Source organism: Parvibaculum sp., from assembly GCF_019635935.1.
In the GTDB taxonomy this organism is placed as follows: domain Bacteria; phylum Pseudomonadota; class Alphaproteobacteria; order Parvibaculales; family Parvibaculaceae; genus Parvibaculum.
The window spans coordinates 2,767,930-2,789,458 of record NZ_JAHBYN010000001.1; the positions used below are offsets into that span (position 1 = coordinate 2,767,930).

Annotated in this window: 23 protein-coding genes; 12 read left to right on the top strand and 11 right to left on the bottom strand. The window is 64.6% G+C overall.

What is annotated here, in order from left to right; all coding sequences use genetic code 11:
• Window positions 1–4 precede the first annotated feature (4 nt).
• The 5 genes from KF719_RS13600 to KF719_RS13620 all read right to left on the bottom strand — a co-directional run bounded on the left by KF719_RS13600 (window position 5) and on the right by KF719_RS13620 (window position 3,942).
• Window positions 5–316 (bottom strand): hypothetical protein, encoded by a 312-nt coding sequence (locus KF719_RS13600; protein ID WP_293509246.1) that lies wholly within the window; start codon window positions 314–316, stop codon window positions 5–7.
• 477 nt (window positions 317–793) lie between these two features.
• A complete protein-coding gene (groL, locus tag KF719_RS13605) occupies window positions 794–2,446 on the bottom strand; it encodes a chaperonin GroEL (RefSeq protein WP_293509247.1) in 1,653 nt (550 codons plus the stop codon).
• A gap of 104 nt (window positions 2,447–2,550) precedes the next feature.
• On the bottom strand, window positions 2,551–2,865 hold the full coding sequence (gene groES, locus KF719_RS13610; protein WP_293509248.1) for a co-chaperone GroES: 315 nt from the start codon (window positions 2,863–2,865) through the stop codon (window positions 2,551–2,553).
• A 190-nt stretch (window positions 2,866–3,055) separates the two neighbouring features.
• On the bottom strand, window positions 3,056–3,664 hold the full coding sequence (locus KF719_RS13615) for a TetR/AcrR family transcriptional regulator (protein WP_293509249.1): 609 nt from the start codon (window positions 3,662–3,664) through the stop codon (window positions 3,056–3,058).
• A gap of 32 nt (window positions 3,665–3,696) precedes the next feature.
• On the bottom strand, window positions 3,697–3,942 hold the full coding sequence (locus tag KF719_RS13620; protein ID WP_293509250.1) for a hypothetical protein: 246 nt from the start codon (window positions 3,940–3,942) through the stop codon (window positions 3,697–3,699).
• A 135-nt stretch (window positions 3,943–4,077) separates the two neighbouring features.
• On the opposite strand from KF719_RS13620, the gene KF719_RS13625 reads away from it, so the two are divergent.
• Together KF719_RS13625 and KF719_RS13630 are read left to right on the top strand one after the other, a co-directional pair.
• Window positions 4,078–5,223, top strand: a complete 1,146-nt coding sequence (locus tag KF719_RS13625; RefSeq protein ID WP_293509251.1) for a DSD1 family PLP-dependent enzyme — start codon at window positions 4,078–4,080, stop codon at window positions 5,221–5,223.
• A 225-nt stretch (window positions 5,224–5,448) separates the two neighbouring features.
• Window positions 5,449–5,811: an endonuclease domain-containing protein gene (locus KF719_RS13630; RefSeq protein ID WP_293509252.1), complete on the top strand. Its 363-nt coding sequence runs from the start codon at window positions 5,449–5,451 to the stop codon at window positions 5,809–5,811.
• A 24-nt stretch (window positions 5,812–5,835) separates the two neighbouring features.
• On the opposite strand, the gene KF719_RS13635 is transcribed toward KF719_RS13630, so the two are convergent.
• Window positions 5,836–7,008, bottom strand: coding sequence for a Gfo/Idh/MocA family oxidoreductase (locus KF719_RS13635; RefSeq protein ID WP_293509253.1), 1,173 nt, complete (start codon window positions 7,006–7,008; stop codon window positions 5,836–5,838).
• 7 nt (window positions 7,009–7,015) lie between these two features.
• Window positions 7,016–7,813, bottom strand: coding sequence for a 16S rRNA (uracil(1498)-N(3))-methyltransferase (locus tag KF719_RS13640; protein WP_293509254.1), 798 nt, complete (start codon window positions 7,811–7,813; stop codon window positions 7,016–7,018).
• Window positions 7,814–7,980: 167 nt separating this feature from the next.
• Here KF719_RS13640 and KF719_RS13645 point away from each other — a divergent pair, with 167 nt between their 5' ends.
• A complete protein-coding gene (locus KF719_RS13645; protein WP_293509255.1) occupies window positions 7,981–8,475 on the top strand; it encodes an NUDIX domain-containing protein in 495 nt (164 codons plus the stop codon).
• Window positions 8,476–8,813: 338 nt separating this feature from the next.
• Entirely contained in the window at window positions 8,814–9,731 is a 918-nt protein-coding gene (gene ubiA, locus KF719_RS13650) for a 4-hydroxybenzoate octaprenyltransferase (RefSeq protein WP_293509256.1), read from the top strand.
• Here the strand turns inward: ubiA and KF719_RS13655 are convergent.
• The gene (locus tag KF719_RS13655) at window positions 9,728–10,999 is read right to left on the bottom strand and encodes an MFS transporter (protein WP_293509257.1); all 1,272 of its coding nucleotides are present in this window, start codon (window positions 10,997–10,999) and stop codon (window positions 9,728–9,730) included. The two genes, ubiA and KF719_RS13655, sit on opposite strands and share 4 nt — an antisense overlap.
• Before the next feature lie 164 nt (window positions 11,000–11,163).
• Between KF719_RS13655 and KF719_RS13660 the strand changes: the two genes are divergently transcribed.
• From KF719_RS13660 to KF719_RS13680, 5 genes are all read left to right on the top strand, one after another.
• The gene (locus tag KF719_RS13660) at window positions 11,164–11,334 is read left to right on the top strand and encodes a hypothetical protein (protein WP_293509258.1); all 171 of its coding nucleotides are present in this window, start codon (window positions 11,164–11,166) and stop codon (window positions 11,332–11,334) included.
• A 104-nt stretch (window positions 11,335–11,438) separates the two neighbouring features.
• Complete coding sequence (locus KF719_RS13665; RefSeq protein WP_293509259.1) at window positions 11,439–12,095, top strand: TetR/AcrR family transcriptional regulator; 657 nt, start codon at window positions 11,439–11,441, stop codon at window positions 12,093–12,095.
• Window positions 12,092–13,111, top strand: coding sequence for a fatty acid desaturase family protein (locus tag KF719_RS13670; protein WP_293509260.1), 1,020 nt, complete (start codon window positions 12,092–12,094; stop codon window positions 13,109–13,111). The genes KF719_RS13665 and KF719_RS13670 overlap by 4 nt, the downstream gene beginning before the upstream one ends.
• Before the next feature lie 79 nt (window positions 13,112–13,190).
• The gene (locus KF719_RS13675) at window positions 13,191–14,270 is read left to right on the top strand and encodes a phosphotransferase (protein ID WP_293509261.1); all 1,080 of its coding nucleotides are present in this window, start codon (window positions 13,191–13,193) and stop codon (window positions 14,268–14,270) included.
• Window positions 14,271–14,454: 184 nt separating this feature from the next.
• Window positions 14,455–16,434 (top strand): PAS domain-containing protein, encoded by a 1,980-nt coding sequence (locus tag KF719_RS13680; RefSeq protein ID WP_293509262.1) that lies wholly within the window; start codon window positions 14,455–14,457, stop codon window positions 16,432–16,434.
• Between the two features lie 3 nt (window positions 16,435–16,437).
• Here the strand turns inward: KF719_RS13680 and KF719_RS13685 are convergent, their stop codons facing one another.
• The 3 genes from KF719_RS13685 to KF719_RS13695 form a co-directional block, all read right to left on the bottom strand.
• A complete protein-coding gene (locus KF719_RS13685; protein ID WP_293509263.1) occupies window positions 16,438–17,094 on the bottom strand; it encodes a glutathione S-transferase family protein in 657 nt (218 codons plus the stop codon).
• Window positions 17,095–17,222: 128 nt separating this feature from the next.
• Complete coding sequence (locus KF719_RS13690) at window positions 17,223–18,461, bottom strand: acyl-CoA dehydrogenase family protein (RefSeq protein WP_293509264.1); 1,239 nt, start codon at window positions 18,459–18,461, stop codon at window positions 17,223–17,225.
• A gap of 127 nt (window positions 18,462–18,588) precedes the next feature.
• A complete protein-coding gene (locus KF719_RS13695) occupies window positions 18,589–19,050 on the bottom strand; it encodes a nucleoside deaminase (RefSeq protein WP_293509265.1) in 462 nt (153 codons plus the stop codon).
• Between the two features lie 79 nt (window positions 19,051–19,129).
• On the opposite strand from KF719_RS13695, the gene KF719_RS13700 reads away from it, so the two are divergent.
• Genes KF719_RS13700 through KF719_RS13710 form a run of 3 tightly spaced genes read left to right on the top strand, consistent with a single transcriptional unit; the run spans window position 19,130 to window position 21,517 of the window.
• Window positions 19,130–20,086, top strand: a complete 957-nt coding sequence (locus KF719_RS13700) for a pseudouridine synthase (protein WP_293509266.1) — start codon at window positions 19,130–19,132, stop codon at window positions 20,084–20,086.
• Window positions 20,061–20,630: a 16S rRNA (guanine(966)-N(2))-methyltransferase RsmD gene (rsmD, locus tag KF719_RS13705; RefSeq protein ID WP_293509267.1), complete on the top strand. Its 570-nt coding sequence runs from the start codon at window positions 20,061–20,063 to the stop codon at window positions 20,628–20,630. Before KF719_RS13700 ends, rsmD begins: the two co-directional genes overlap by 26 nt.
• A gap of 29 nt (window positions 20,631–20,659) precedes the next feature.
• On the top strand, window positions 20,660–21,517 hold the full coding sequence (locus KF719_RS13710) for a TIGR01459 family HAD-type hydrolase (RefSeq protein ID WP_293509268.1): 858 nt from the start codon (window positions 20,660–20,662) through the stop codon (window positions 21,515–21,517).
• Window positions 21,518–21,529 lie beyond the last annotated feature (12 nt).

Consider the following 21,529-nt stretch of genomic DNA (forward strand, 5'->3'; position numbering starts at 1 on the left):
TGCGTCAGACTTCCTGCTCGAATTGCAGCATCGCCCGCAACTCGCGCGTTGTCAGCACGTGGCCGTGGCTGCCTTTCGCATTGATGACGCGCAGCACCCGCGCCGAGCGGGCCAGCGCCTGACGCGCCGGATTGCAGCGGTTGATCTCGGGATCGGTCTCGGCGAAGGTTCGGTCCTCGACGGCCTGCAATGCCGCGTCGATTTCGACCCGTTCGACAGCGCCGTTTTCGATCAGCCGGTCGATGATCGCGCCGACACTATGAAAAAGTCCCGCGATCATAAATTCGAGATGTCGTAACTCCTGGGCAACACTCATTCAATCCCCCGCATTTGGCCGCGCGGCAGCCTCCGCACCCCTGCCAGGGCGCCGCACAAACGCTTAATTATTGGTCAGATGATTTGGTTACTCGGGCCGTCTACAATCAATAGAGTTAAGTATAGCAAATTTATCAAGAAAAACAAGCACTTCGGATAGGTGCAATTTGCATAGAAATTTAAAACATCGATTTTGTTTGTATTCCATTTCGCGATTTCTGTGGTTCCATTAGATAGTGGCGGGTGACATCGCCTCCAACATGATCTGGTGAACATAAATGCGGAGATTGCATCCGTACTGCGCGCTCCAACACTTGTTGATTGTTTGTCACTGGAGTTTTCGTTGCCTGATGCGGCATATCGCTGAAAATTTTTTTCGGCCTTTTTCGAAATTTGTCCGCCGCGTCCGCCGCAAAGCAAAAGGGCCGGTGTTTCCACCGGCCCTTCGCTTGTCTCTCGGATGAGAGGCGGGACTTCCTTAGAAGTCCATGCCGCCCATTCCGCCCATTCCGCCCATGCCGCCGGGCATGCCGGCCGGCGCGCCGCCGTCTTTCTTCGGCGCTTCGGCGATCATCGCTTCGGTGGTGACGAGGAGCGCGGCGATCGAGGCTGCGTCCTGGAGCGCCGTGCGCACGACCTTGGTCGGGTCGATGATGCCGGCGGCCACGAGGTCGCAATACTCTTCCTTCTGCGCATCGAAGCCCCAATTGGCCTGCTTCGATTCCAGCACCTTCTGCACGACGATCGAGCCTTCGACGCCGGCGTTTTCGACGATCTGCCGGATCGGCGCTTCGAGCGCCTTGCGGACGATCGCGATACCGGCCTGGATGTCGGCATTCTCGTTGACGAGCTTGCCGACCGCCTTGGTCGCCATCAGCAGCGCCGTGCCGCCGCCCGGCACGATGCCTTCTTCGACAGCCGCGCGCGTTGCGTTCAGTGCGTCGTCGACGCGGTCCTTGCGCTCCTTCACTTCGGCTTCCGTCGCGCCGCCGACCTTGATCACGGCCACGCCGCCGGCGAGCTTCGCGAGACGCTCCTGCAGCTTCTCCTTGTCGTAGTCGGACGTCGTGTCCTCGATCTGCCGCTTGATCTGGCCGACGCGGGCTTCGATGTCCTTCTTCTTGCCCGAGCCGTCGATGATCGTGGTGTCGTCCTTGGTGATCGAGACGCGCTTGGCCTTGCCCAGCATGTCGAGCGTCACGGATTCGAGCTTGATGCCCAGATCTTCCGAGATCACCTGGCCGCCGGTCAGGATCGCGATGTCTTCGAGCATCGCCTTGCGGCGGTCGCCGAAGCCCGGCGCCTTGACGGCCGCGACCTTGAGGCCGCCGCGCAGCTTGTTGACGACGAGCGTGGCAAGCGCCTCGCCCTCGATGTCCTCGGCGATGATCAGCAGCGGACGGCCCGACTGCACCACGGCTTCGAGAACCGGCAGCATCGCCTGCAGGCTGGCGAGTTTCTTCTCGTGCAGCAGGATCAGCGGCTCGTCGAGCTCGGCGATCATCTTGTCGGCATTGGTGATGAAATAGGGCGACAGGTAGCCGCGGTCGAACTGCATGCCTTCGACGACATCGAGTTCGGTGTCAAGCGACTTCGCCTCTTCCACCGTGATGACGCCTTCATTGCCGACCTTGGCCATCGCTTCGGCGATCATCGCGCCGATTTCGCTTTCGCCATTGGCCGAGATCGTGCCGACCTGCGCCACTTCGTCGTTCGACTTCACCTTCTTCGAACGCTTGGTGATGTCCTCGACGGCCGCGCGCACGGCGATTTCGATGCCGCGCTTCAGGTCCATCGGGTTCATGCCGGCGGCAACCGCCTTCGCGCCTTCGCGCACGATCGCCTGCGTCAGCACGGTCGCGGTGGTGGTGCCGTCGCCGGCCGTGTCGTTGGTCTTGGAAGCGACTTCCTTGACCATCTGCGCGCCCATGTTCTCGAACTTGTCTTCAAGCTCGATTTCCTTGGCGACCGTCACGCCGTCTTTCGTCGAGCGCGGCGAACCGAACGACTTTTCGATCACGACGTTGCGGCCTTTCGGGCCGAGCGTCACCTTCACCGCATCGGCGAGAATGTCGACGCCGCGGATCATTCTCTCGCGCGCCGAACGGCCGAATTTGACTTCCTTAGCCATTTTTCCTTGATCCTTCTGAATTCATGAAACGGAACGAGCGGTCGCGTCGGCCTTCATGGGGGAACCCATGAAAAAAGCCCGCGACCGGTATCCGGTTGCGAGCCTTACGCAGCGGCTTTCTTTTTGGCCGCGCCTTCCAGCACACCCATGATGTCGGACTCTTTCATGATCAACAGGTCTTCCCCGTCGATCTTGACCTCGGTGCCCGACCACTTGCCGAAGATCACGCGGTCGCCGGGCTTTACGTCCGGCGCGACGATCTTGCCGTCGTCGCCGCGGGCGCCCGGGCCCACCGCGACCACTTCGCCCTGGGAGGGCTTTTCCTGCGCCGTGTCGGGGATGATGATCCCGCCGGCGGTCCTGGATTCTTCCTCGACCCGGCGAACAACGACGCGGTCATGCAGAGGACGGAATTTCATCTCTGGCTTCTCCTGTGTCCCAACCGCTAAATTGCGGAAAATCTTTGATTTTTTAGCCCTGTTAGCACTCAAGCGAAGTGAGTGCTAAAGGCGCTGTGGACAAATAGGAGCCCGCAAGCCCGCTGTCAAGCGGGGCAGGGGCGGGACCGGGTGGTTTTTGGCGTATTGCGGGGCGCGCGCAGGGGGCCCGTCAGGCCCTCAAGCCCCGAAGCGTCATCCGCATGATGGCGGCCAGCCGCGCCTTGAAAGTGGCCTCGTCCGGCGACTTCTCGGCGCCATAGGCGGCCGCGATCAGGGCGTCCATGGCGGCCTCGGGGGCGAGCCCCGCCGCTTTCGGGTTGAGCTCGCCGCGCGCCGTGCCCTCGCGGATCAGCTTCAGCACCGCATTGCGGAACTGCTGCGTCACCGGCTCGAAATGGTCGGTCTTCAGCCGGCTGCTCGATTCCATCAGCTCCGCCGCATGCGGGCTTGAAAGCACCCAGCGATAGGCAAAGCCGAACTTCGCCTCCATCAGCGCGGTCAGCTTCGGCTCCAGCGGCAGGTCCAGCGCCTCGGCCGCGCTCACGCCCTCGGCGATCTGTTCGGCAAGCGAGCGGCAGATCGCCTCGAACAGCTCGTCCTTGCTGCTGAAATAGAGATAGAGCGTGCCCTTGGCGACGGCCGCCGCCCGCGCGATGTCCTCCATCGAGGTGCGCCGGTAGCCGTAATGCCGGAACAGATCGAGCGCGGCCTCGACGATGAGGTCCCGCTTGTCCGTTCCCGGTTTTTGCGCGGCCGCGCTGCCTTGTGCTTTCGCCATGATCCGTCTGAAACCCAGTTGCTCTCGGCAGCCTACCGCCGGATGCTGGCCGGGCAAACCCTGCCGGCGGCCACCACGACGGTCCGCACCGTCTCGCCGCAATTGTAATAGCAGTATTTGCGCGCGCCCGCCCGCTGCTCGCCGCTGAGCGAACAGCTCGCCTGCGCCGTTTGCAGGGCCGAAGGCGGCTTGCTGATTTCGGCCTCTGCCGGCATCCCCGTCATCGCGCCCGAAAGCGAGGCAAGCACCACAAGCCCCGAAAGCGTTATCGATTCCATTTTCACACACCCCCTGCAATACAAGTAACCGGCCAGACCCTAACATATTGCATGGCGCCTGCCGCAATCCCCGGTTTGTATGCCGTGCCCTCAGCACTTAGGATGCGCCCCGCAAATCAAGCGGGGAGAGGCGGCATGAACGGCGCATTGGAAACCAACCGGGCCCTGATCGGCGAGCCGGGATCGCGCGCGAAGCTGGCGACGCCCGCCCTGGTGCTCGACCTCGACGCCTTCGAGCGCAACGTCGCGCTGATGGCCGCGCATTGCCGGACGGGCGGCCTTGCGCTGCGCCCTCACGCCAAGACGCACAAATCGGTGGCCATTGCGAAGGCGCAGATCGCCGCCGGCGCGCTCGGCATCTGCTGCGCCAAGCTCGGCGAGGCGGAAGCGATGGCCGCAGGCGGCATCGAAAGCATCCTCATCACCTCGCCCGTCGTCACCGCGCAGGGCATCGCGCGTCTCGCGGCGCTCAACGCAAAAATCCCGGACCTGATGGTCGTCGTCGACAACGCGCTCAATGTCCGCGCGCTCGCCGCCGCCGCGACGGCGGAAGCCGGCCGCCCGCAGAAAGTCCTGATCGATCTCGATGTCGGCCTGCACCGCACCGGCATCCGCCCCGGCGAGGATGCGCTCGAACTCGCCGAGCTGATCGACGCTGCCGATACGCTCGAACTGAAAGGTCTCCAGGCTTATGCCGGCCACCTGATGCATATTCACGACTTCGCCGAACGCCGCGAAAAGTCGCTGGCCGCCATGACGACGCTCGGCGAAATGCGCGACGCGCTGAAGCAGAAGGGCATGTGCTGCGACATCGTCTCGGGCGGCGGCACCGGCACCTACAACATCGACCCGGAAGCGAACGTGCTGACCGAGCTTCAGGGCGGCTCCTACATCTTCATGGACAAGCAATATAACGACGTCGCGCTCGGCAACGGCGCGACCTTCCCCTTCGAAACCTCGCTCTCGGTGCAGATGACGGTGGTCTCGGCCAACACCAAAAATCTCGCCACCACCGATGCCGGCTTCAAATCCTTCTCCACCGACGCCGACCCGCCCATGCTGCTGTCCGGCGCGCCGGAAGGGGCGGGCTACTTCTTCTTCGGCGACGAACAGGGCGGCGTCCTGCTCCCCGACGGTGCCAGGCTCGAAATCGGCAGCACACTGACGGCCATGACCCCGCATTGCGACCCGACGGTGAACCTCTACGACGCCTACCACGTGGTCCGCGGTGACACCCTCGTCGACATCTGGCCGATAGAGGCGCGCGGCCGCAGCGCGTAGGAGCCGTGCAGAGCTTCCGTTGATTGTCGCGTCACTTCCACCCGCCCCTGGGGGGCGGGTCGAAATTCGCTACGCGAATTTCGGGGCGGGGGAAAGCGTCACGTGACGGGGCCAGTCGCGGCACTGGAACCCGCCGTGTCCACCCCAACCCCGCCCCGTAATTTGTGCCGCTGACGCGCCCCAAATTCCGACCCTCCCCCAAGGGGAGGGTGGTAGATTGACAACATGACCCAAGCACAGGCGCGTCATCTCAGAAAAAGCATGACAGATGCGGAGCGCCGCCTCTGGAGCCGATTGCGAAACAACGCGCTGGGATTCCATTTCAGGCGTCAGCATCGCATCGGAATCTACATCGTTGATTTTGTCTGCCTTGAGCGCAAGCTCGTCGTTGAAGTCGATGGCGGACAGCACAATGAGCCAGCGGGCCTTGCGCACGACACGCGCCGGACGAATTGGCTCAACAATGAGGGCTATGCGGTGCTGCGTTTCTGGAACAATGATGTACTGCTCAAGACAGACGAGATTGTCGAGACGATCTGGCACGCGTTGGGAAAACAGCGGAACGATCTTCCGCCTGCGGTCGACTAGACGACCACCTGCCGCCCGAAAACCTCACCCCCGCCCCATCTCCTTCCCAAGCCTCTCCCACAGCGCCCCGCAATCGACAACCGTCCCCTCGCGCATCGCGCGGTCGACCGCCATCACGGTCAGCCCCGCCACCATCGCGTCCTGCACCTGCACCGGGAAGGGCGCGCCTTCGAGCAGATGCGCGGCAAGGTCGCGCCCCATCGCAGGGTCCGAGCCGTAATGCGCTTCCGGCCCGAGCCCCATATCCTCCGTCTGCGGATCGTCAAGCCCCAGCGCGTCGCGGAAGGAGAGCCGGTTGGTCACGAGATCGGCCTCCATCGCGCCCCCCGTCCCGGCGAAATACCAGCGCCGCTGCATCAGCCCCGCATGGGTGTTGGCGTGAAAGGCAAGCCTGACCCCGTTCTGATATTCGACCAGCGCCACCTGGTTGTCGGCGACATCGGCGTCGGACGAGAAAACGTCGTTGCCGCCGTTCCACCCCGCCCGCCACAGCGCATAGGCCGGATCTCCGGCCGGGTAGCGCGCTTCGGCGAGCGCCGCATTCTCGGGCGTGAAGATCGTCCGCCCGCCGAAACTGGCGACGCGCGCCGGCAGCGCGCCGGCAAAAAGCCGGTAGAGATCGAAGTCGTGACAGCATTTGTCGAGCAGGAATGAGCCGCCGTGGCGCTCGTGCCGCCGCCAGTCGCGCATCAGGAAGGCGCCATGTTCGGGATGCAGATGCTCGTTTCCCTCGAAACTGACAAGCCGCCCGAAACTTTCATGCGCGAGTCGCCTTCGCACGGCGGCGACCAGCGGCGAGGAACGCAGCACCAGCCCGACGATCACCGACGCTTCGCCATGCTGGCGCAAGAGCCGCGCCAGTTCCCAGGTTTCGTCTTCGGTGCGCACCACCGGTTTTTCCGAAAAGACGCGCACGCCGCCCGCAAGCCCCGCCTTGATGTGGTCGAGATGCAGATGATTGGGCGAACCGACCATCAACAGGTCGGGTTTCACCGCTGCCAGCATCGCCTCGACATCCGTAAAATTTTCACCGGCCGCGATGCCGCGTTTTTCGAGCGCGCGAAGCCCCACCGGCGCCGGATCGCAATAACCGGCGACGCGCACCCCCGGCGCCGCCGCCACAAGATGCCGGATCACGGTCGCAATCCGCTGCCCGAGCCCGGCAACGGCGATGGTCAGTGTCTGTGTGGAAGTCATGCCGCCCTCACCAGTCCCCCAGCACCAGCCCGACAACCGCCAGCGCCGCGATCGCCGCCGTGTCGGCGCGCATGATGCGCGGCCCGAGCGACAGCGCCGCCGTATCGCTCCGTGAGCGGAGCATCTCCCGCTCCTCGGGAGAAAATCCTCCTTCGGGCCCGACAAGCACGGCGAGCGGCGCCCCGCGCCAGCCTTCGCCCGCAAGCCGCTCAAGCGCCGCCCGCGCCGCGCCCGGCCGTTCGCCCTCGTCGCAAAAGAGAATGCGCCGCCCCGGCGCGACCGCGCTCCAGCGCTCCAGCAGGCTGCCGAGCTTCGCCGCCTCGCGCACCTCCGGCACCGCCACAAGCCCGCATTGCTCGGCCGCTTCCACGGCGTTGGCCTGCAACCGTTCGTCCTTCAGCCGCGTGACGACCGTGCGCGCCGTGATGACGGGCTGGATGACGGCCGCCCCCATCTCGGTCGCCTTCTGCGCGATGAAATCGAGCCGCGCCTTCTTGACCGGCGCAAAGAGCAGCCAGATATCGGGCAGCGGTTCCTGCGCCCGCGTCTGCGCGGCAAGTTCGAGCACGCAACGCTTCTTGTGCGGTTCAGCAATCCGCGCCGCCCATTCCCCGTCTCGCCCGTTGAAGAGCAGCACGCCGTCGCCCGCGCCCATCCGAAGCACATTGACGAGATAATGCGATTGATCCGCCTCGAGCGTCAGCGATGCACCGCCGCGCAAATCCCCCTCGACAAAAAGCCGCGCCTTGCCGCTCGCGCAGCGCGGGTTGTCGTCGGTGTCGGGCGCGTCGTTGGGGCTGGTCATGATGTCCTCAAACGTTCCTCTTCTTGTAAGGTGCGCACGTCCGCAACCCAAAACAAATTTGTCACCCCGGCGAAAGCCGGGGCCCATTGGTTCCCTCAGCAAGTGCGATTGCACGCGGCGGCGGCCACGCGTTTCCTTTCCCGCACAACTTCGCTACCGTCTCGCCCATGCGCCCCCGTCCCACAGCCCGCGTCCTGCTCTTCGACACAACGAACCGCCTGCTGCTGATCCGCATGCACGACCCCGCGGTCGGCGGCGCCGATGGCGCGGTTCTGCGCGATGCCTACTGGGTGACGATCGGCGGCGAAATCGAGCCCGGCGAAACGCCGGAAGAGGCCGCGCGCCGCGAACTCGCCGAGGAAACGGGGCTCACGGATGCCCGCCTCGGCCCCAATGTGTGGTACACGGAGCATGTCCTGACGGTCGGCGGCGAGAAGCGGCTGCTGCAGGAACATTTCTTCATCGCCCATACCGGCAAATCGGAGCTCGCCACCGCCGGCTGGACCGGTCTCGAACGCGCGGTCATCCGCGACATGCGCTGGTGGGCGCTGCCGGACCTCATGGCGAGCGAGGATATCTTTTTTCCCTCCTCGCTCCGGCGTCACCTGCCGGCACTGCTCGAAAGCGGCTCACCTTCGGGCGTCATCCGGATCGAACCCTGAAAATCTGTACTGGCGGTAACGACGAGAAGATTGCCTTGGAGGCAACTCTGGTTGAATCGCGTTCAAGCCGTTGCCAACACGGCAAACGGGGGATAAACCGGTTCGCCTGTGTTCCGGCTCGCCATGCTGCATTGCCAAAGAGAAATTCGCCTGCCCGGCCCGAAAACCGGGGATAAGTTCGCGCGTGACAGATCTTTGACAGTTCGGTGACAGGGGGTGCTTTGAGGCCCGATTCCGCTGTCACAATCGCTGTCACAAATCCCCGTCCGGTCCCGCCATGGCATCATGCCGGCATACCGAATCGAAGCGCCAGCCGAGTATCCCCAGCCGAGTATCCGATGACCGATCCCGCCCCCTCCGCCGTTGCCGACGCGCCCCCTGAAAACTGGGTGGACACGCGCGCCCCCGCTTTCGCGCGCCCCTTTCTGCGCCTCGCCCGCGCCGACCGGCCCATCGGCACATGGCTGTTGCTGCTGCCTTGCTGGTGGTCGGTTGCTCTGGCCACGGACGATTGGCGTTACGCCGGGCTGCTGGCGCTTTTCGCCGTCGGCGCCGTCGTCATGCGCGGCGCGGGCTGCACATATAACGACATCGTCGACCGCGACATCGACGCCGCCGTCGCGCGCACGCGCTCAAGGCCCTTGCCCTCCGGTGCGGTCTCGTTGCGCGCCGCCTGGGCATTCCTTGCCGTGCAATGCCTCATCGGCCTTGCGGTCCTGCTCGCGCTCAATGCCTATGCCATATGGCTCGGTTTCGCTTCGCTCGCGCTGGTCGCGGTCTATCCGTTCATGAAGCGCATCACCGACTGGCCGCAAATCGTACTCGGCCTCGCCTTCAACTGGGGCGCGCTGATGGGATGGGCGGCCGTACACGGTTCGCTCGCCGCCGCGCCGCTTGCGCTTTATGCGGGCGCCGTTTTCTGGACGATCGGCTACGACACGATCTATGCGCATCAGGATCGCGAGGACGACGCCATTGCCGGCGTGCGTTCGAGCGCGCTGAGGCTCGGGCCCGCAACCTACAAATGGATGTGGGTTTTCTACGGCGCGGCGCTGGCGGGCTTCGCCGCCGCCGGTGCGCTGGCGGGTCTCGGACTTCTCTTCTGGATCGGCCTCGCCGCCGCCGCCGCGCATCTCGTTCGCCAGATCCGGCGTCTCGACATCGACGATCCGTCCCTTTGTTTGCAGCTCTTTCGCGGCAATCGCGACTTCGGATTGATCTTGCTTGCCGCCATTGTCGCCGGGCAGTTCGTCTAGCTGCCGGGCGGCTTCACATCGTCGAACTTGTCGACCTTCCTGAGCGCCGGAAAGAGCCACATCCACAAGCCGACAACGCCCAGAGTGCCGATGCCGCCGATCAGCACCGCCGGCACCGTGCCGAACAGCGCCGCCGACACGCCGGCGCGAAACTCGCCAAGCTCGTTCGACGCGCCGATGAACAGCATTTCCACCGCCGTCACGCGGCCGAGCATCGGCTGCGGCGTTGCCAGCGGCACCAGCGTCGAACGGATGTTGACGCTCACCATGTCGGAGGCGCCCATCAGCGCAAGCGCCGCCAGCGTCAATCCGAAATCGCGCGACAACCCGAATACGATGGTCGCAATGCCGAACACCGCGACGCAGGCAAACATGATGTGGCCCGTGCGCGCACGGATCGGCCGCCAGATCAGCATCAGGCTGACGCCAATGGCGCCCACGGCCGGCATGGCGCGCATGACGCCGAGCCCGGCCGGTCCGACCTCCAGAATGTCGCGCGCAAAAATCGGCAACAGCGCCGTCGCGCCGCCGAGCAGCACCGCGAAGAGGTCGAGCGAGATCGCGCCGAAGACAATGGGCGTGCGGCGCATGAAGGAAATGCCGGCGGTAAGGCGATGCAATGCCGTGACGGCGGGTCCGTCCGGCAGCGGCGCGGGACGCGTTTTCATCGCCAGGAAAGCGACGGCAACGACGAGAAAGCTCGCCAGCGCCGTGCCATAGGCGGCGACCGGTCCGAAGATATAGAGAAAGCCGCCCAGCGCCGGTCCGACGATCACCGAAATCTGGAAGGAGGACGAGCTGACCGCGATGGCGCGCGGCAATTGCAGCTTCGAGACAATGATAGGCACGAACGAGCGCGAGGCGGGCGCCATGAAAGCGCGCCCCGTTCCGAACAGCGCCAGCGCGGCATAGAACCACAGCACCTCCGTCGTGCCGAGCAGCGACAGCGCGATCAGCCAGGCCGCCGCCGAAGCTTCGAGCAGCGCCGACGCCGCGACGATCAGCCTGCGGTCGATGCGGTCGGCGATGTCGCCGGCGGGCAGGGTGATCAGCACCATCGGCAGGAATTGCGCGAGGCCGACCATGCCGAGCGCCATCGCGCTCTCGGTCATGTCGTAGACCTGCCAGCCGACGGCGACCGACTGGATCATCATGGCAAGCGTGCCGAGGAAGCGCCCCGAAATGTAGAGCCGGAAGTCGCGCAGCCGGAAAAGTGCGGCGGCGCTGTCTTCTTCCGTGGACGGATGGTCGGGCGAGGCGGGGCTCATCGATGGACCGGCGTTTCGAGGTTCGCGGATTTATGCCTGAGGACAATAAGCGAGTCGCTCCCTTTCCCGCGCAACCCGCTATGCGCTTTTGACGCAGTCCGTGCCACTTGAATTTTTGCACTGCATGGCTAGATATGCTGCAACGCAACATTAGGAGGCATCCCATGAACAAGATGCTGAGAGAATGGCTCCACCAGGCCGCCATCGCCGCGGCCGCCTTCAGCGGCCAGCCGCATTGGCAGGACGCCGGAGAACGGCGTGCGGCGCCAGCCAAAAAGCCGATTGAAAACAAGCCCTTGAGTGGCTTCGGCCCGGTCTTCAGCCCGGCCGATTGAGGCCGCGCCACGGCGGGCAGAGACGCGTCGGGACTGCGCCACTACGCTTGACGCCGGCCCATGAACCATGGTTCATTCTTTGCGAATGAATTGAGGTTCACATCTTGGCCTATCGCCAGACAGACAAGGTTTCAGCCCGGCTCGCCGAGACGCGGCGCGGCATTCTCGATGCCGCGCGCGATCTCGTGGCGGAAGGCGGCTTCGCGGCGGCGCAGGTGAGTGAAGTTGCGCGCCGCGCCGGCATCGCCACCGGCACGATCTATCGCTACTTCTCGTCCAAGGAAGAACTCTGCCGCCAGATCTTTCGCGAAGTTTCGGCGCAGGAGATGGACAGGCTCGCCCTCATCGCGGCAAGCGATGCGCCGGCGCGCACACGTCTGGTCGAAGTGCTGCAAACCTTCGCCGGCCGCGCCATCCGCGGACGCCGCCTCGCCTATGCGTTGCTCGCCGAGCCGGTCGACGCCAATCTTGCCGAGGAACGCGCCTTCTTCCGTCGTACCCATGCCGAAATTTTCGCGCGCATCCTCGAAGACGGGATCGCGTCGGGCGAACTTCCCGAAACGAATGTGAAGATCGCGGCCGCCTGCATCGCCGGCGCCATCCCGACGGCGCTGATCGGACCGCTCGCGCCGCAATCGCACGAACTCGATGAAAACCCCGACCGCGTCGTCGACGAAATTGTCGCCTTCTGCCTTGCCGGCGTCGGCGCGGGCCTGCCCGAACGGAAAGCCGGAAAGATCGAACGGAGAGCAAAAGCATGAGCACGGCCAGCGAACTTTTCACACCCGCGCAACTCGCGATTGTGCGCCAGCGCTCCGATTGGCGCGGCGCCTTTCAGGTCGCGCATGCCTGGACCGTTATCTTTGGCGCGATGGCGGTCTTCGTCGCCTTCCCCAATCCGCTGACCTACATCCTCGCGGTCGCGATCATCGGTGCGCGCCAGCTCGGCCTCGCGATCCTGATGCATGACGGCGCGCACGGCATCCTGACGCACAACCAGAAGCTCAACATGTTTCTGAGCCAGTGGCTCTGCGCCTATCCGATGATGGCCGAGACGCTGGCCTATCGCCGCTATCACCTTCAGCATCACGCGCATACGCAGCAACCCGAGGATCCGGACCTCGTGCTCTCGGCGCCGTTTCCGATCACGCGCAAGAGCTTCCGCCGCAAGATGATCCGCGACCTGACCGGTCAGACCGGCTATCAGCAGCGCAAGGCGCAGATCATGAATGCGCTCGGCAAGGCCGAATGGCCGCTCAGGCAGCGTCTCGAACATTATTGGACAAAACTCGGCCGCGCCACGGTGGCGCAGCTTGCGATCTTCGCGGTGCTCGCCGCCGCCGGCCACTGGTACCTCTATTTCGCGCTCTGGCTTGTGCCGTTCCTGACCTGGCAGCAGGCGATCACGCGCATCCGCAACATAGCCGAACATGCAATGGTGCCGGACGACAACGACCCCTTCCGTCAGGCGCGCACGACAAAGGCCGGCTGGCTCGAACGCGCCTTCATCGCGCCCTACTGGGTCAACTACCATGTCGAGCACCATCTGATGATGTGGGTGCCCTGCTACAACCTGCCCAAGGCGCGCGCATTCCTGATCGCCAACGGCTTCGGTCCCCGCATCGAGACGAAGGGCAGCTACCGCGAGGTCATCCGCATGGCGACCTCGCGCCCCGACACCGACGACCGGCCGGGCAAGCTTGTGCACAATGCCCGCACGCGCCGCGTCGACGGCACGATGGGCGAAGGCTTCAAGCCTGCCGAGGACGCAGCGTAAGGAACCTCGCCTTTGCCGGCGTTGGCCTGCGTGCTAAGTCTCTCCCAACAGCTATTCGCATGGGGGGAGAGAGACGCTCATGGCCGACAACCGGGCCGCAAATCAGGCCGCCGAAGAAACCACGGCAATCCGCGAGGCGCATCGCTTCGATGTAAAGGGCCTCGAAGCCTGGTGCCGCGACGCCGTGGAAGGCTTCGGCGGCGCGCTTGATGTCCGCCAGTTCGAGGGCGGTCAGTCCAATCCCACATTCCTGCTGACGACGACCGGCGCCGGCGGCGGCAAGCGCTATGTGATGCGCAAGAAGCCGCCCGGGCAATTGCTCGCCAGCGCCCACCAGGTCGACCGCGAATACCGCGTGATGAAGGCGCTCGCCGAAACCGATGTGCCCGTGCCGCATATGTATGCGCTTTGCGAGGACGACAGCGTCATCGGAACGTCCTTCTATGTGATGGACTATCTCGAAGGCCGCGTCTTCCGCGAGTCGGTCATGCCGGACGCGACGGAAGCGGAGCGCCGCGCGGTCTATGCCAATCTCGCCGAAAACCTCGCGAAGCTCCACAAGGTCGACTACGAAAAAGTCGGCCTCGGCGATTTCGGCAAGCCCGGGAATTATTTTGAACGGCAGATCGGCCGCTGGATCAAGCAATATCGCGGCGCGCAGACGGCCGACGTGCCGGCGATGGAAGAACTCATCAACTACCTGCCGGCGCATATTCCCGCCGAGCCGTCGGTAACGATCGCGCATGGCGACTACCGCCTCGGCAACACGATGTTTCATGCGACCGAGCCGCGCATGATCGCCGTGCTCGATTGGGAACTCTGCACCATCGGCCATCCATTTGCCGATGTCGCTTATGCCTGCATGTACGATCTTCTGGGCGTCGCCGGCGGTGCGACCGCGGTCGACCGGACGAAAACGCCCGGCGTGCCCACCGAGCAGGAATTCGTCGCCGAATATTGCCGCCATGCGGGCCGCGACGGCATTCCGCACTGGAACTTCTATCTCGCTTTCTCGATGTTCCGTCTCGCCTCCATCAGCCAGGGCGTCTACAAGCGCGGGCTCGATGGCAATGCGAGTTCCGAGCGCGCCATGACGCTCGGCGATTCTTGCCGAATGCTGGCCGACCACGCATGGGACATTGTGCAGCGGCCAGCCTGAACCGCCGAAAACAAGGTTAAGCCCTCCTTAACGTATATTCCCGATTCAAGGGAACGTTAAACAAATCCCCCTAGCATTTACCTCGTTACGGGCGAACCGATCGCCCGCATGAAGGTGGCCGGCGACGAGCCGGATGTGGGGAGCAGGGATGGATCGTTCCGCCAAAACGGGGCAGGGAGCCGGCATGGCCGCGTCGACGCGCGCCAACGACAGGCGCTCGCTTCCGGTCGAACGGTTCTATCGCGCGCTGGTCGAGAACGCCGGCGACATCCTGACGATCCTCGATCGCGACGGCATCATCACCTATCAAAGCCCCGCGGTGCGCGAAGTCATCGGCGTCTCCGAAAAGCCGCTGATCGGCCAATCGATTTTCGGCCTTGTGCATCCGGACGACCGCGAACGCCTGCGCAAGCGTTTTGCGGAATGCGCGCGGGTTCCCGATTCCGAAGTCATGGAGCTGATCCGCTTGCCGCATGCGAACGGCACCTGGCGGCGCGTCGAGGCGCGCGGACGCAATCTGCTGGCGGACCCGGACGTGGCCGGCATTCTCTGCGTCTCGCGCGACGTCACCGAAACACACAGGCTTGAAAACCAGCTTCGCGAGGCCGAACAACTCGCGCGCTTCGGTAACTGGCGCTGGGTCAAGGGCGAGCCCGCGCCGCAATGGTCGCGCGGCGTGGCGCGCATTCTCGGCCGCGACGAAGCGCAACTGCCGCGCGGCGGCGACTGGTACGAGCACCTTGTGCATCCTGACGACCGCGACGAGCTGCTGTCGAAATTTCTCGACGCCTTCGAAACGCAGGAGCCGGTGAGCTGCGTCACGCGCTTCTGCGCCGACGACGGAAATTACCGCTACATCAAGACGCATGCCTATGCCGAAGGCGACGCGCATAGCGAGATCGGCGCGCTGGTCGGGCTTGCCGAGGACGTGACCGAGGAGATCGAGGCCGAACTCGCGCTGAGAGCCAACGAGGCCAGGTACCGCCTGATGACCGAACAGGCATCGGACATCGTCGCACATTACGACACGCTGTCGCAGGTCATCTTCATGTCGCCGGCCGTCGAGCCGATTCTCGGGCGCAAGCCCGAGGAATTCATCGGCAGGCCTGTCGACGAGGCAATGATCCATCCCGACGACTTCCCGCGCGTCCGCGATGCCTTCATCGAATGTGCCGTCGACGGCCGGCAGGTACAATTCGACTACAGGTTCCTGCACAGCAACGGCAGCTATGTCTGGCTCGAAACGACGATGAGCCCGGTACGCGACGAGACGGGAAAACGGACGACCGAAATCATTGGCGTCAGCCGTCATATCGGCGAGCGCAAGCGCCATGAAATGGAACTGATGGACGCCCGCGAGCGTGCCGAGGCGGCCAACCGCACCAAGTCGCGTTTTCTTGCCAACATGAGCCACGAACTCCGGACGCCCTTGAACGCGATCATCGGCTTCTCGGAAATCCTGCGCATGCAGATGTTCGGTCAGCTCGGCCATGCGCGCTATCTCGAATACGCGCAGCTCATCAACGAAAGCGGTGCGCTGCTGCTCGATCTCATCAGCGACATTCTGGACATGTCGAAGATCGAGGCCGGAAAATACGAGCTTCACCCGGAACCGGTCGATCTGCGCAATCTGATGGAGTCGAGCCTGCGCCTCGTTCGCGGCCGCGCCGAGGAAAACGGTATCGGCCTTGCCTTGAGCATGGCCGACGACATGGCGGTCGACGAGATTGTCGCCGACGAGCGGGCGCTGAAGCAGATCATGCTCAATCTGCTGTCGAACTCGATCAAGTTCACGCCCTCGGGCGGCAAGGTGTCGGTGAAGGTCGTTGAGACGGATAGCGGAATAGGCATTGCCGTGTCGGACAATGGCCGCGGCATCCCGGCCGATCAGATCGCCCGCCTCGGCCGTCCCTTCGAGCAGGTGGCGACCGACGCCGCCTTGAGCAAACAGGGCACGGGCCTCGGTCTCGCGCTGGTGCGCTCGCTGACCGAACTGCATGGCGGCGCGATGTCGATCGAAAGCGAACTGGAAAAGGGCACAGTCGTGACGGTCCGACTGCCCCTGATGCCGCATTGCGTCGTGCCGGTACCCGGCGCGGACGAGATGCCGGCGGAGAACGAAGCGCCGGAAAAGCCGGCCCTCGCCAACACGGCAGGCGGATAGAACTCAGTTTCCCATCATGCGCCGCAGCGCGGCATCGAGCTCGGCAACGACCTTCGCCGCGGCGGGATGCGCCTGAATACCCTTGTAGTAGGCCTCGGCTGAGGGGTAATTCTTCAGCGGTGAGGCATGGCCGAACATCGGACCGATCTGGTCGAAGAAAAACAGCATCGGCACCAGGGCACAATCGGCGAGGCTCAGCCGGCCGCCGACCGCAAAGGGCGAACCGTCGAGATAGTGTTCAAGCCAGCCGATGGCCTTCAACAGTTCGGTCATCTCGCGATCGACCAGCGCCTGATCGCGGCCCTGCGGGTTGATATGACCGAAGAGTTCGCCCATCGGCTCCATGATGTAGAGATCGCCGATGCGCGAAAGGAGCCGCATGCGCGCCCGCTCGACCGCGTCTTCCGGGCGCAGCGGCGCGCCGGCGCCGATGTCCTCCAGATATTCGCAGATCGTTTCGGATTCGGGCACCACCACATCGCCATGCACCAGCAAAGGCACCTTGTGCATCGGCGTCAGCGTATCGAGTTCGGGCGGCACGGCGCCCGGCGCGACGTCGATCAACGCGACGTCGAGACCCTTGGCATAGATGGCGAGGCGGCAGCGCGCCGCGAAAGGCGAGAGCTGCGCGTTGTAAAGTTTCATCGGGGATGAGGTCATGGGCCGCTATCCGCTGCTGGTCTTCTGTTTGCCACATGGAAACGGCCGGCCCCGCAAGGGACCGGCCGTACGCGTTTCCGCCTATCCGAAAGCAAAAAGCCGGCGAATGAAGCGGTTGTTCTTCACGATCATTCCGCCGCGGCGCGGACCTTGTTCATGTGCTTCTTGAACTCGAGCCGCGCGATGGTGCGGTTATGCACCTCGTCCGGACCGTCGGCCAGACGCAGCGTGCGAATGCCCGAATACATGCGCGCGAGACCGAAATCGGTGGTCACGCCGCCGCCGCCATGCGCCTGGATCGCGTCGTCGATGACCTTGAGGGCCATGCGCGGCGCCGCGACCTTGATCATCGCGATTTCGGTGCGGGCGATCTTGTTGCCCACCGTGTCCATCATGTAGGCCGCTTTCAGCGTCAGCAGACGGCACATCTCGATTTCGGTGCGCGCTTCCGCCACGCGCTGTTCCCACACGGAGTGATCGGCGATTTTCTTGCCGAAGGCTTCGCGGCTCAGCAGGCGCTCGCACATCTTTTCGAGCGCGCGTTCGGCGACGCCGATGGTGCGCATGCAGTGATGGATGCGGCCCGGCCCGAGGCGGCCCTGGCTGATCTCGAAGCCGCGGCCTTCGCCAAGCAGCAGGTTTTCGGCCGGCACGCGCACATTGTCGAGAATGACTTCGGCGTGACCATGCGGCGCGTCGTCATAGCCGAACACCGGCAGCATGCGCACCACTTTCACGCCCTTGGCGTCGAGCGGCATCAGGATCTGCGATTGCTGACGATAGGTGTCGGCTTTCGGATCCGTCTTGCCCATCACGATGGCGATCTTGCAGCGCGGGTCGCCGACGCCCGACGACCACCACTTGCGGCCGTTGATGACATATTCGTTGCCGTCGCGTTCGATGCGGGTCGCGATGTTGGTTGCGTCCGAGGAGGCGACGTCCGGCTCGGTCATCAGGAACGCCGACCGCATTTTTCCTTCGAGCAGCGGCTCCAGATATTCCTTCTTCTGGCGCTCATTGCCGTAGCGTTCGATCACTTCCATGTTGCCCGTGTCGGGCGCCGAGCAGTTGAAAACCTCGGACGCCCAGCCGACCCGGCCCATCACTTCGCAAAGCGTGGCGTATTCGACGTTGGTCAGCCCGCCGCCGCGCTCGGATTCCGGCAGGAACAGGTTCCACAAGCCTTCTTCCTTGGCCTTCGGCTTCAGGTCTTCGAGAATCTGCGGCACCTGCCAGGGATTGCCCGCGGCGCGGAACGCATCCATCTGGTCGTTATAGGTTTTCTCGTTCGGATAGACATACTTGTCCATGAACCGTTCGAGCCGCGCCAGCAGTTCCTTGGTTTTGTCGGAGTGTTCGAAATTCATCAGGTCTCCCCTTCGTATTTTTTATGGTTGGAGGCCTTGAGGCCTCCGCTCAATGGCGAATGGGCGCACTCTAGCGGGTTGTGCCCGGCAAATCACGCGGAAAGCCGTAGGCGGCCTGGGGCTTTGTTCAGCTTCGGCGGGCGGCAAAAAAGTCGCGCAAAAGTGCGGCCGCCCTTGTCTCGCCGAGTCCGCCATAGACCTCGGGCCGGTGATGGCAGGTCGGGTGTTCGAAGATGCGCGGCCCGTGATCGACGCCGCCGCCTTTTTCATCCGCCGCCCCGTAATAGAGGCGGCGCAACCGCGCAAACGAGATCGCCGCCGCGCACATCGGGCAGGGTTCCAGCGTCACATGGAGGTCGCAGCCGGTCAGCCGTTCCGAGCCGAGGGCGGCGCAGGCCGCGCGGATCGCCAGCATTTCGGCGTGTGCCGTCGGGTCTTTCAGTTCGAGCGTCCTGTTGCCGGCGCGGGCGATGACCGTGCCGCCAGGATCGACGACGACCGCCCCCACCGGCACTTCGCCGCGCAGAGCCGCCGCCTCGGCCTCGGCGAAGGCGATGTCCATGGGGCGCGGGGTTGCGTCGGCACTCATGGGCGGACCCTGCCCGCGCGGCGGCGGCCCCGTCAAGCAGTGGCTTTCGGTTCGGCGAGCCGCCTGATAAAGAGAGGCCATGAACGCCAGCCCCAAAACGCCCGCCTCCAAAGCGCCGCCCGCCGGCGAGCGTATCGCCAAGGTGATTGCGCGCGCCGGGCTCTGCTCGCGCCGCGAGGCCGAACAGCTGATCGCCGATGGCAAGGTGACGGTCGACGGCAAGGTGCTGAAAAGCCCGGCACTGAATGTCACCGGCCGCGAGGCGATTGTGGTCGACGGCAAGGCGCTGCCAAAACAGGAGCCGACGCGGCTCTGGCGCTATCACAAGCCGGCCGGCCTCGTGACGACGGCAAAAGACCCGGAAGGCCGCACCACCGTTTTCGAGCGCCTGCCCGCTGGCATGCCGCGCGTCGTTTCGGTCGGCCGCCTCGACATCAACACCGAAGGCCTGTTGCTGTTGACCAATGATGGCGAGTTGGCGCGGCTGCTCGAACTGCCGGCCACCGGCTGGACAAGGCGCTACCGCGTCCGCGCCTGGGGCGCGATCGGCCAGGCCGATCTCGACAAGCTGAAAGACGGCATCACTGTCGACGGCGTTCGCTACGGCTCGATCGAAGCGAAGCTCGACAAGGTGCAGGGCTCCAACGTCTGGCTGACGGTCGGTTTGAAAGAAGGCAAGCACCGCGAGGTGAAGCGCGTGCTCGGCGCATTGGGCCTCAAGGTCAACCGCCTGATCCGGCTGTCCTTCGGCCCCTTTCAGGTCGGCGATCTTGCGGAAGGCGAGGTGGCGCAGGTGCCGAACCGCGTGCTGATGGACCAGCTTGGCGTGCATGCTGAAAAGTTTGCGCACACAGGCGCGCCGGCGCCGCGCGGACCGGCACCGAAACCGGCAGGTGGTACTCTGAAAAAACCGGACAGCAAGGCGTCGGGAAAACCGGGTGGCACAAAGCCCCGGCAGAAAACTTTCCGGGCGAAAAAAGCCGATGCATCCGGCACGGGAAAGGGACGCCATGCGGATCGTCGGCGGCGCCCATAAGGGCCGCAGCATCGCCGCGCCGAAAGGCGACCGCGTACGCCCCACCGGCGAGCGCCAGCGCGAGGCCCTGTTCAACATTCTCGCGCATGCCGATTTCGGCGCGTTCGAACTCGAAGGCGCGCGCGTGCTTGACCTCTTCGCCGGTTCGGGTGCGCTCGGCCTCGAAGCCTTGTCGCGCGGCGCATCTTTCGCATTGTTTGTCGACGATCACGCCGAAAGCCGCGCCGCCATCCGCGAAAATCTCGATCATCTGGGCCTCAACGGCCATGCGAAGCTCTACAAGCGCGATGCGACCTTGCTCGGGCCACGACCCGGCAGCGTCGGCCCCGCTTTCTCGCTGGTTTTCGCCGACCCGCCTTATGGCCGCAAGCTCGGCGAAGCGGCGCTTCTCTCCGCCCGCGACGGCGGCTGGCTCGCGCCGCAAGCACTTTGCGTGGTCGAGGAAGCCGTAACCTCCGACTTCGCTGCACCCGAAGGTTTCGCGGAGCTCGACCGCCGCCGCTACGGCGTCACCGAGATCGTCTTCATGCAGGCGCCTGCCTGACACCCGCTCACGACCGAAGGAATATACCGTTGCTGATTTCCGGTCTCTCCGCCATCGCCGACAAATACGACGCGCTGCTCTGCGATGTCTGGGGCGTGCTGCATAACGGACGCGAAGCCTATCCGGGCGTCGCCGACGCGCTGTCGAATTTTCAGGCGAAGGGCGGGCATGTGCTGCTGCTCTCCAACGCGCCGCGCCCCTCGGCGGCATTGCCGCAGATGTTCGAGCGCCTGGGCATTCCGCTCGACGCCTATAATGGAATTCTGACCTCGGGCGATGCGACGCGCACCTATCTGGCGAGCAAGACGTTGGGCGAGGCCTGTTACTACATCGGCCCCGACCGCGACCTGAACCTCTACGAGGGCACCGGCGTTGCGCGCGTCGGCGAAGCGGAGGGCGAATTCGTTCTGGTGACAGGCCTCTTCGACGACGAAACGGAAGGACCGGAAGATTACCGCGCGCAATTCGAAAAGCTCGTTGCGCGCAAGCTGCCGTTGATCTGCGCCAATCCCGACATTGTGGTCGAGCGCGGCGACAAGCACATCTATTGCGCCGGCGCGCTGGCGGCGCTTTACGAAAAGCTCGGCGGCGAAGTCATCTATTTCGGCAAGCCGCACCGGCCGATCTACGAAGTGGCCCGCCACCGGCTGGCGGAAATTGCAGGCGCGCCGGTCGCCGATGCGCGCATCCTGGCCGTCGGCGACGGCCCGATGACCGACATCATGGGCGCCAATGACGCAGGGATCGACGCGCTTTTCATCACCGGCGGCATCGCCGCCGCCGATTGCGGGCCCACGCCCGAGACGCCGGAAGGGCCCCGCGTCGCCCAGGTGCTGGCGCGGGCAGGCGTGACGGCCGTCGGCGCCATGCCGCGCCTTGTCTGGTAGTGCACAAGCGGC

Excerpts from the sequence above, each read along its gene's own strand:
- KF719_RS13675 (WP_293509261.1), top strand. The coding sequence starts at position 13,191 with ATGGCCGACAACCGGGCCGCAAATCAGGCCGCCGAAGAAACCACGGCA.
- KF719_RS13600 (WP_293509246.1), bottom strand. The coding sequence starts at position 316 with ATGAGTGTTGCCCAGGAGTTACGACATCTCGAATTTATGATCGCGGGA.
- KF719_RS13695 (WP_293509265.1), bottom strand. The coding sequence starts at position 19,050 with ATGAGTGCCGACGCAACCCCGCGCCCCATGGACATCGCCTTCGCCGAG.
- KF719_RS13660 (WP_293509258.1), top strand. The coding sequence starts at position 11,164 with ATGAACAAGATGCTGAGAGAATGGCTCCACCAGGCCGCCATCGCCGCG.
- ubiA (WP_293509256.1), top strand. The coding sequence starts at position 8,814 with ATGACCGATCCCGCCCCCTCCGCCGTTGCCGACGCGCCCCCTGAAAAC.
- KF719_RS13685 (WP_293509263.1), bottom strand. The coding sequence starts at position 17,094 with ATGACCTCATCCCCGATGAAACTTTACAACGCGCAGCTCTCGCCTTTC.
- KF719_RS13645 (WP_293509255.1), top strand. The coding sequence starts at position 7,981 with ATGCGCCCCCGTCCCACAGCCCGCGTCCTGCTCTTCGACACAACGAAC.
- KF719_RS13680 (WP_293509262.1), top strand. The coding sequence starts at position 14,455 with ATGGCCGCGTCGACGCGCGCCAACGACAGGCGCTCGCTTCCGGTCGAA.
- KF719_RS13655 (WP_293509257.1), bottom strand. The coding sequence starts at position 10,999 with ATGAGCCCCGCCTCGCCCGACCATCCGTCCACGGAAGAAGACAGCGCC.
- KF719_RS13635 (WP_293509253.1), bottom strand. The coding sequence starts at position 7,008 with ATGACTTCCACACAGACACTGACCATCGCCGTTGCCGGGCTCGGGCAG.
- KF719_RS13615 (WP_293509249.1), bottom strand. The coding sequence starts at position 3,664 with ATGGCGAAAGCACAAGGCAGCGCGGCCGCGCAAAAACCGGGAACGGAC.
- KF719_RS13700 (WP_293509266.1), top strand. The coding sequence starts at position 19,130 with ATGAACGCCAGCCCCAAAACGCCCGCCTCCAAAGCGCCGCCCGCCGGC.
- groL (WP_293509247.1), bottom strand. The coding sequence starts at position 2,446 with ATGGCTAAGGAAGTCAAATTCGGCCGTTCGGCGCGCGAGAGAATGATC.
- KF719_RS13630 (WP_293509252.1), top strand. The coding sequence starts at position 5,449 with ATGACCCAAGCACAGGCGCGTCATCTCAGAAAAAGCATGACAGATGCG.
- KF719_RS13670 (WP_293509260.1), top strand. The coding sequence starts at position 12,092 with ATGAGCACGGCCAGCGAACTTTTCACACCCGCGCAACTCGCGATTGTG.
- KF719_RS13640 (WP_293509254.1), bottom strand. The coding sequence starts at position 7,813 with ATGACCAGCCCCAACGACGCGCCCGACACCGACGACAACCCGCGCTGC.
- KF719_RS13625 (WP_293509251.1), top strand. The coding sequence starts at position 4,078 with ATGAACGGCGCATTGGAAACCAACCGGGCCCTGATCGGCGAGCCGGGA.
- KF719_RS13620 (WP_293509250.1), bottom strand. The coding sequence starts at position 3,942 with ATGGAATCGATAACGCTTTCGGGGCTTGTGGTGCTTGCCTCGCTTTCG.
- KF719_RS13690 (WP_293509264.1), bottom strand. The coding sequence starts at position 18,461 with ATGAATTTCGAACACTCCGACAAAACCAAGGAACTGCTGGCGCGGCTC.
- groES (WP_293509248.1), bottom strand. The coding sequence starts at position 2,865 with ATGAAATTCCGTCCTCTGCATGACCGCGTCGTTGTTCGCCGGGTCGAG.
- rsmD (WP_293509267.1), top strand. The coding sequence starts at position 20,061 with ATGCGGATCGTCGGCGGCGCCCATAAGGGCCGCAGCATCGCCGCGCCG.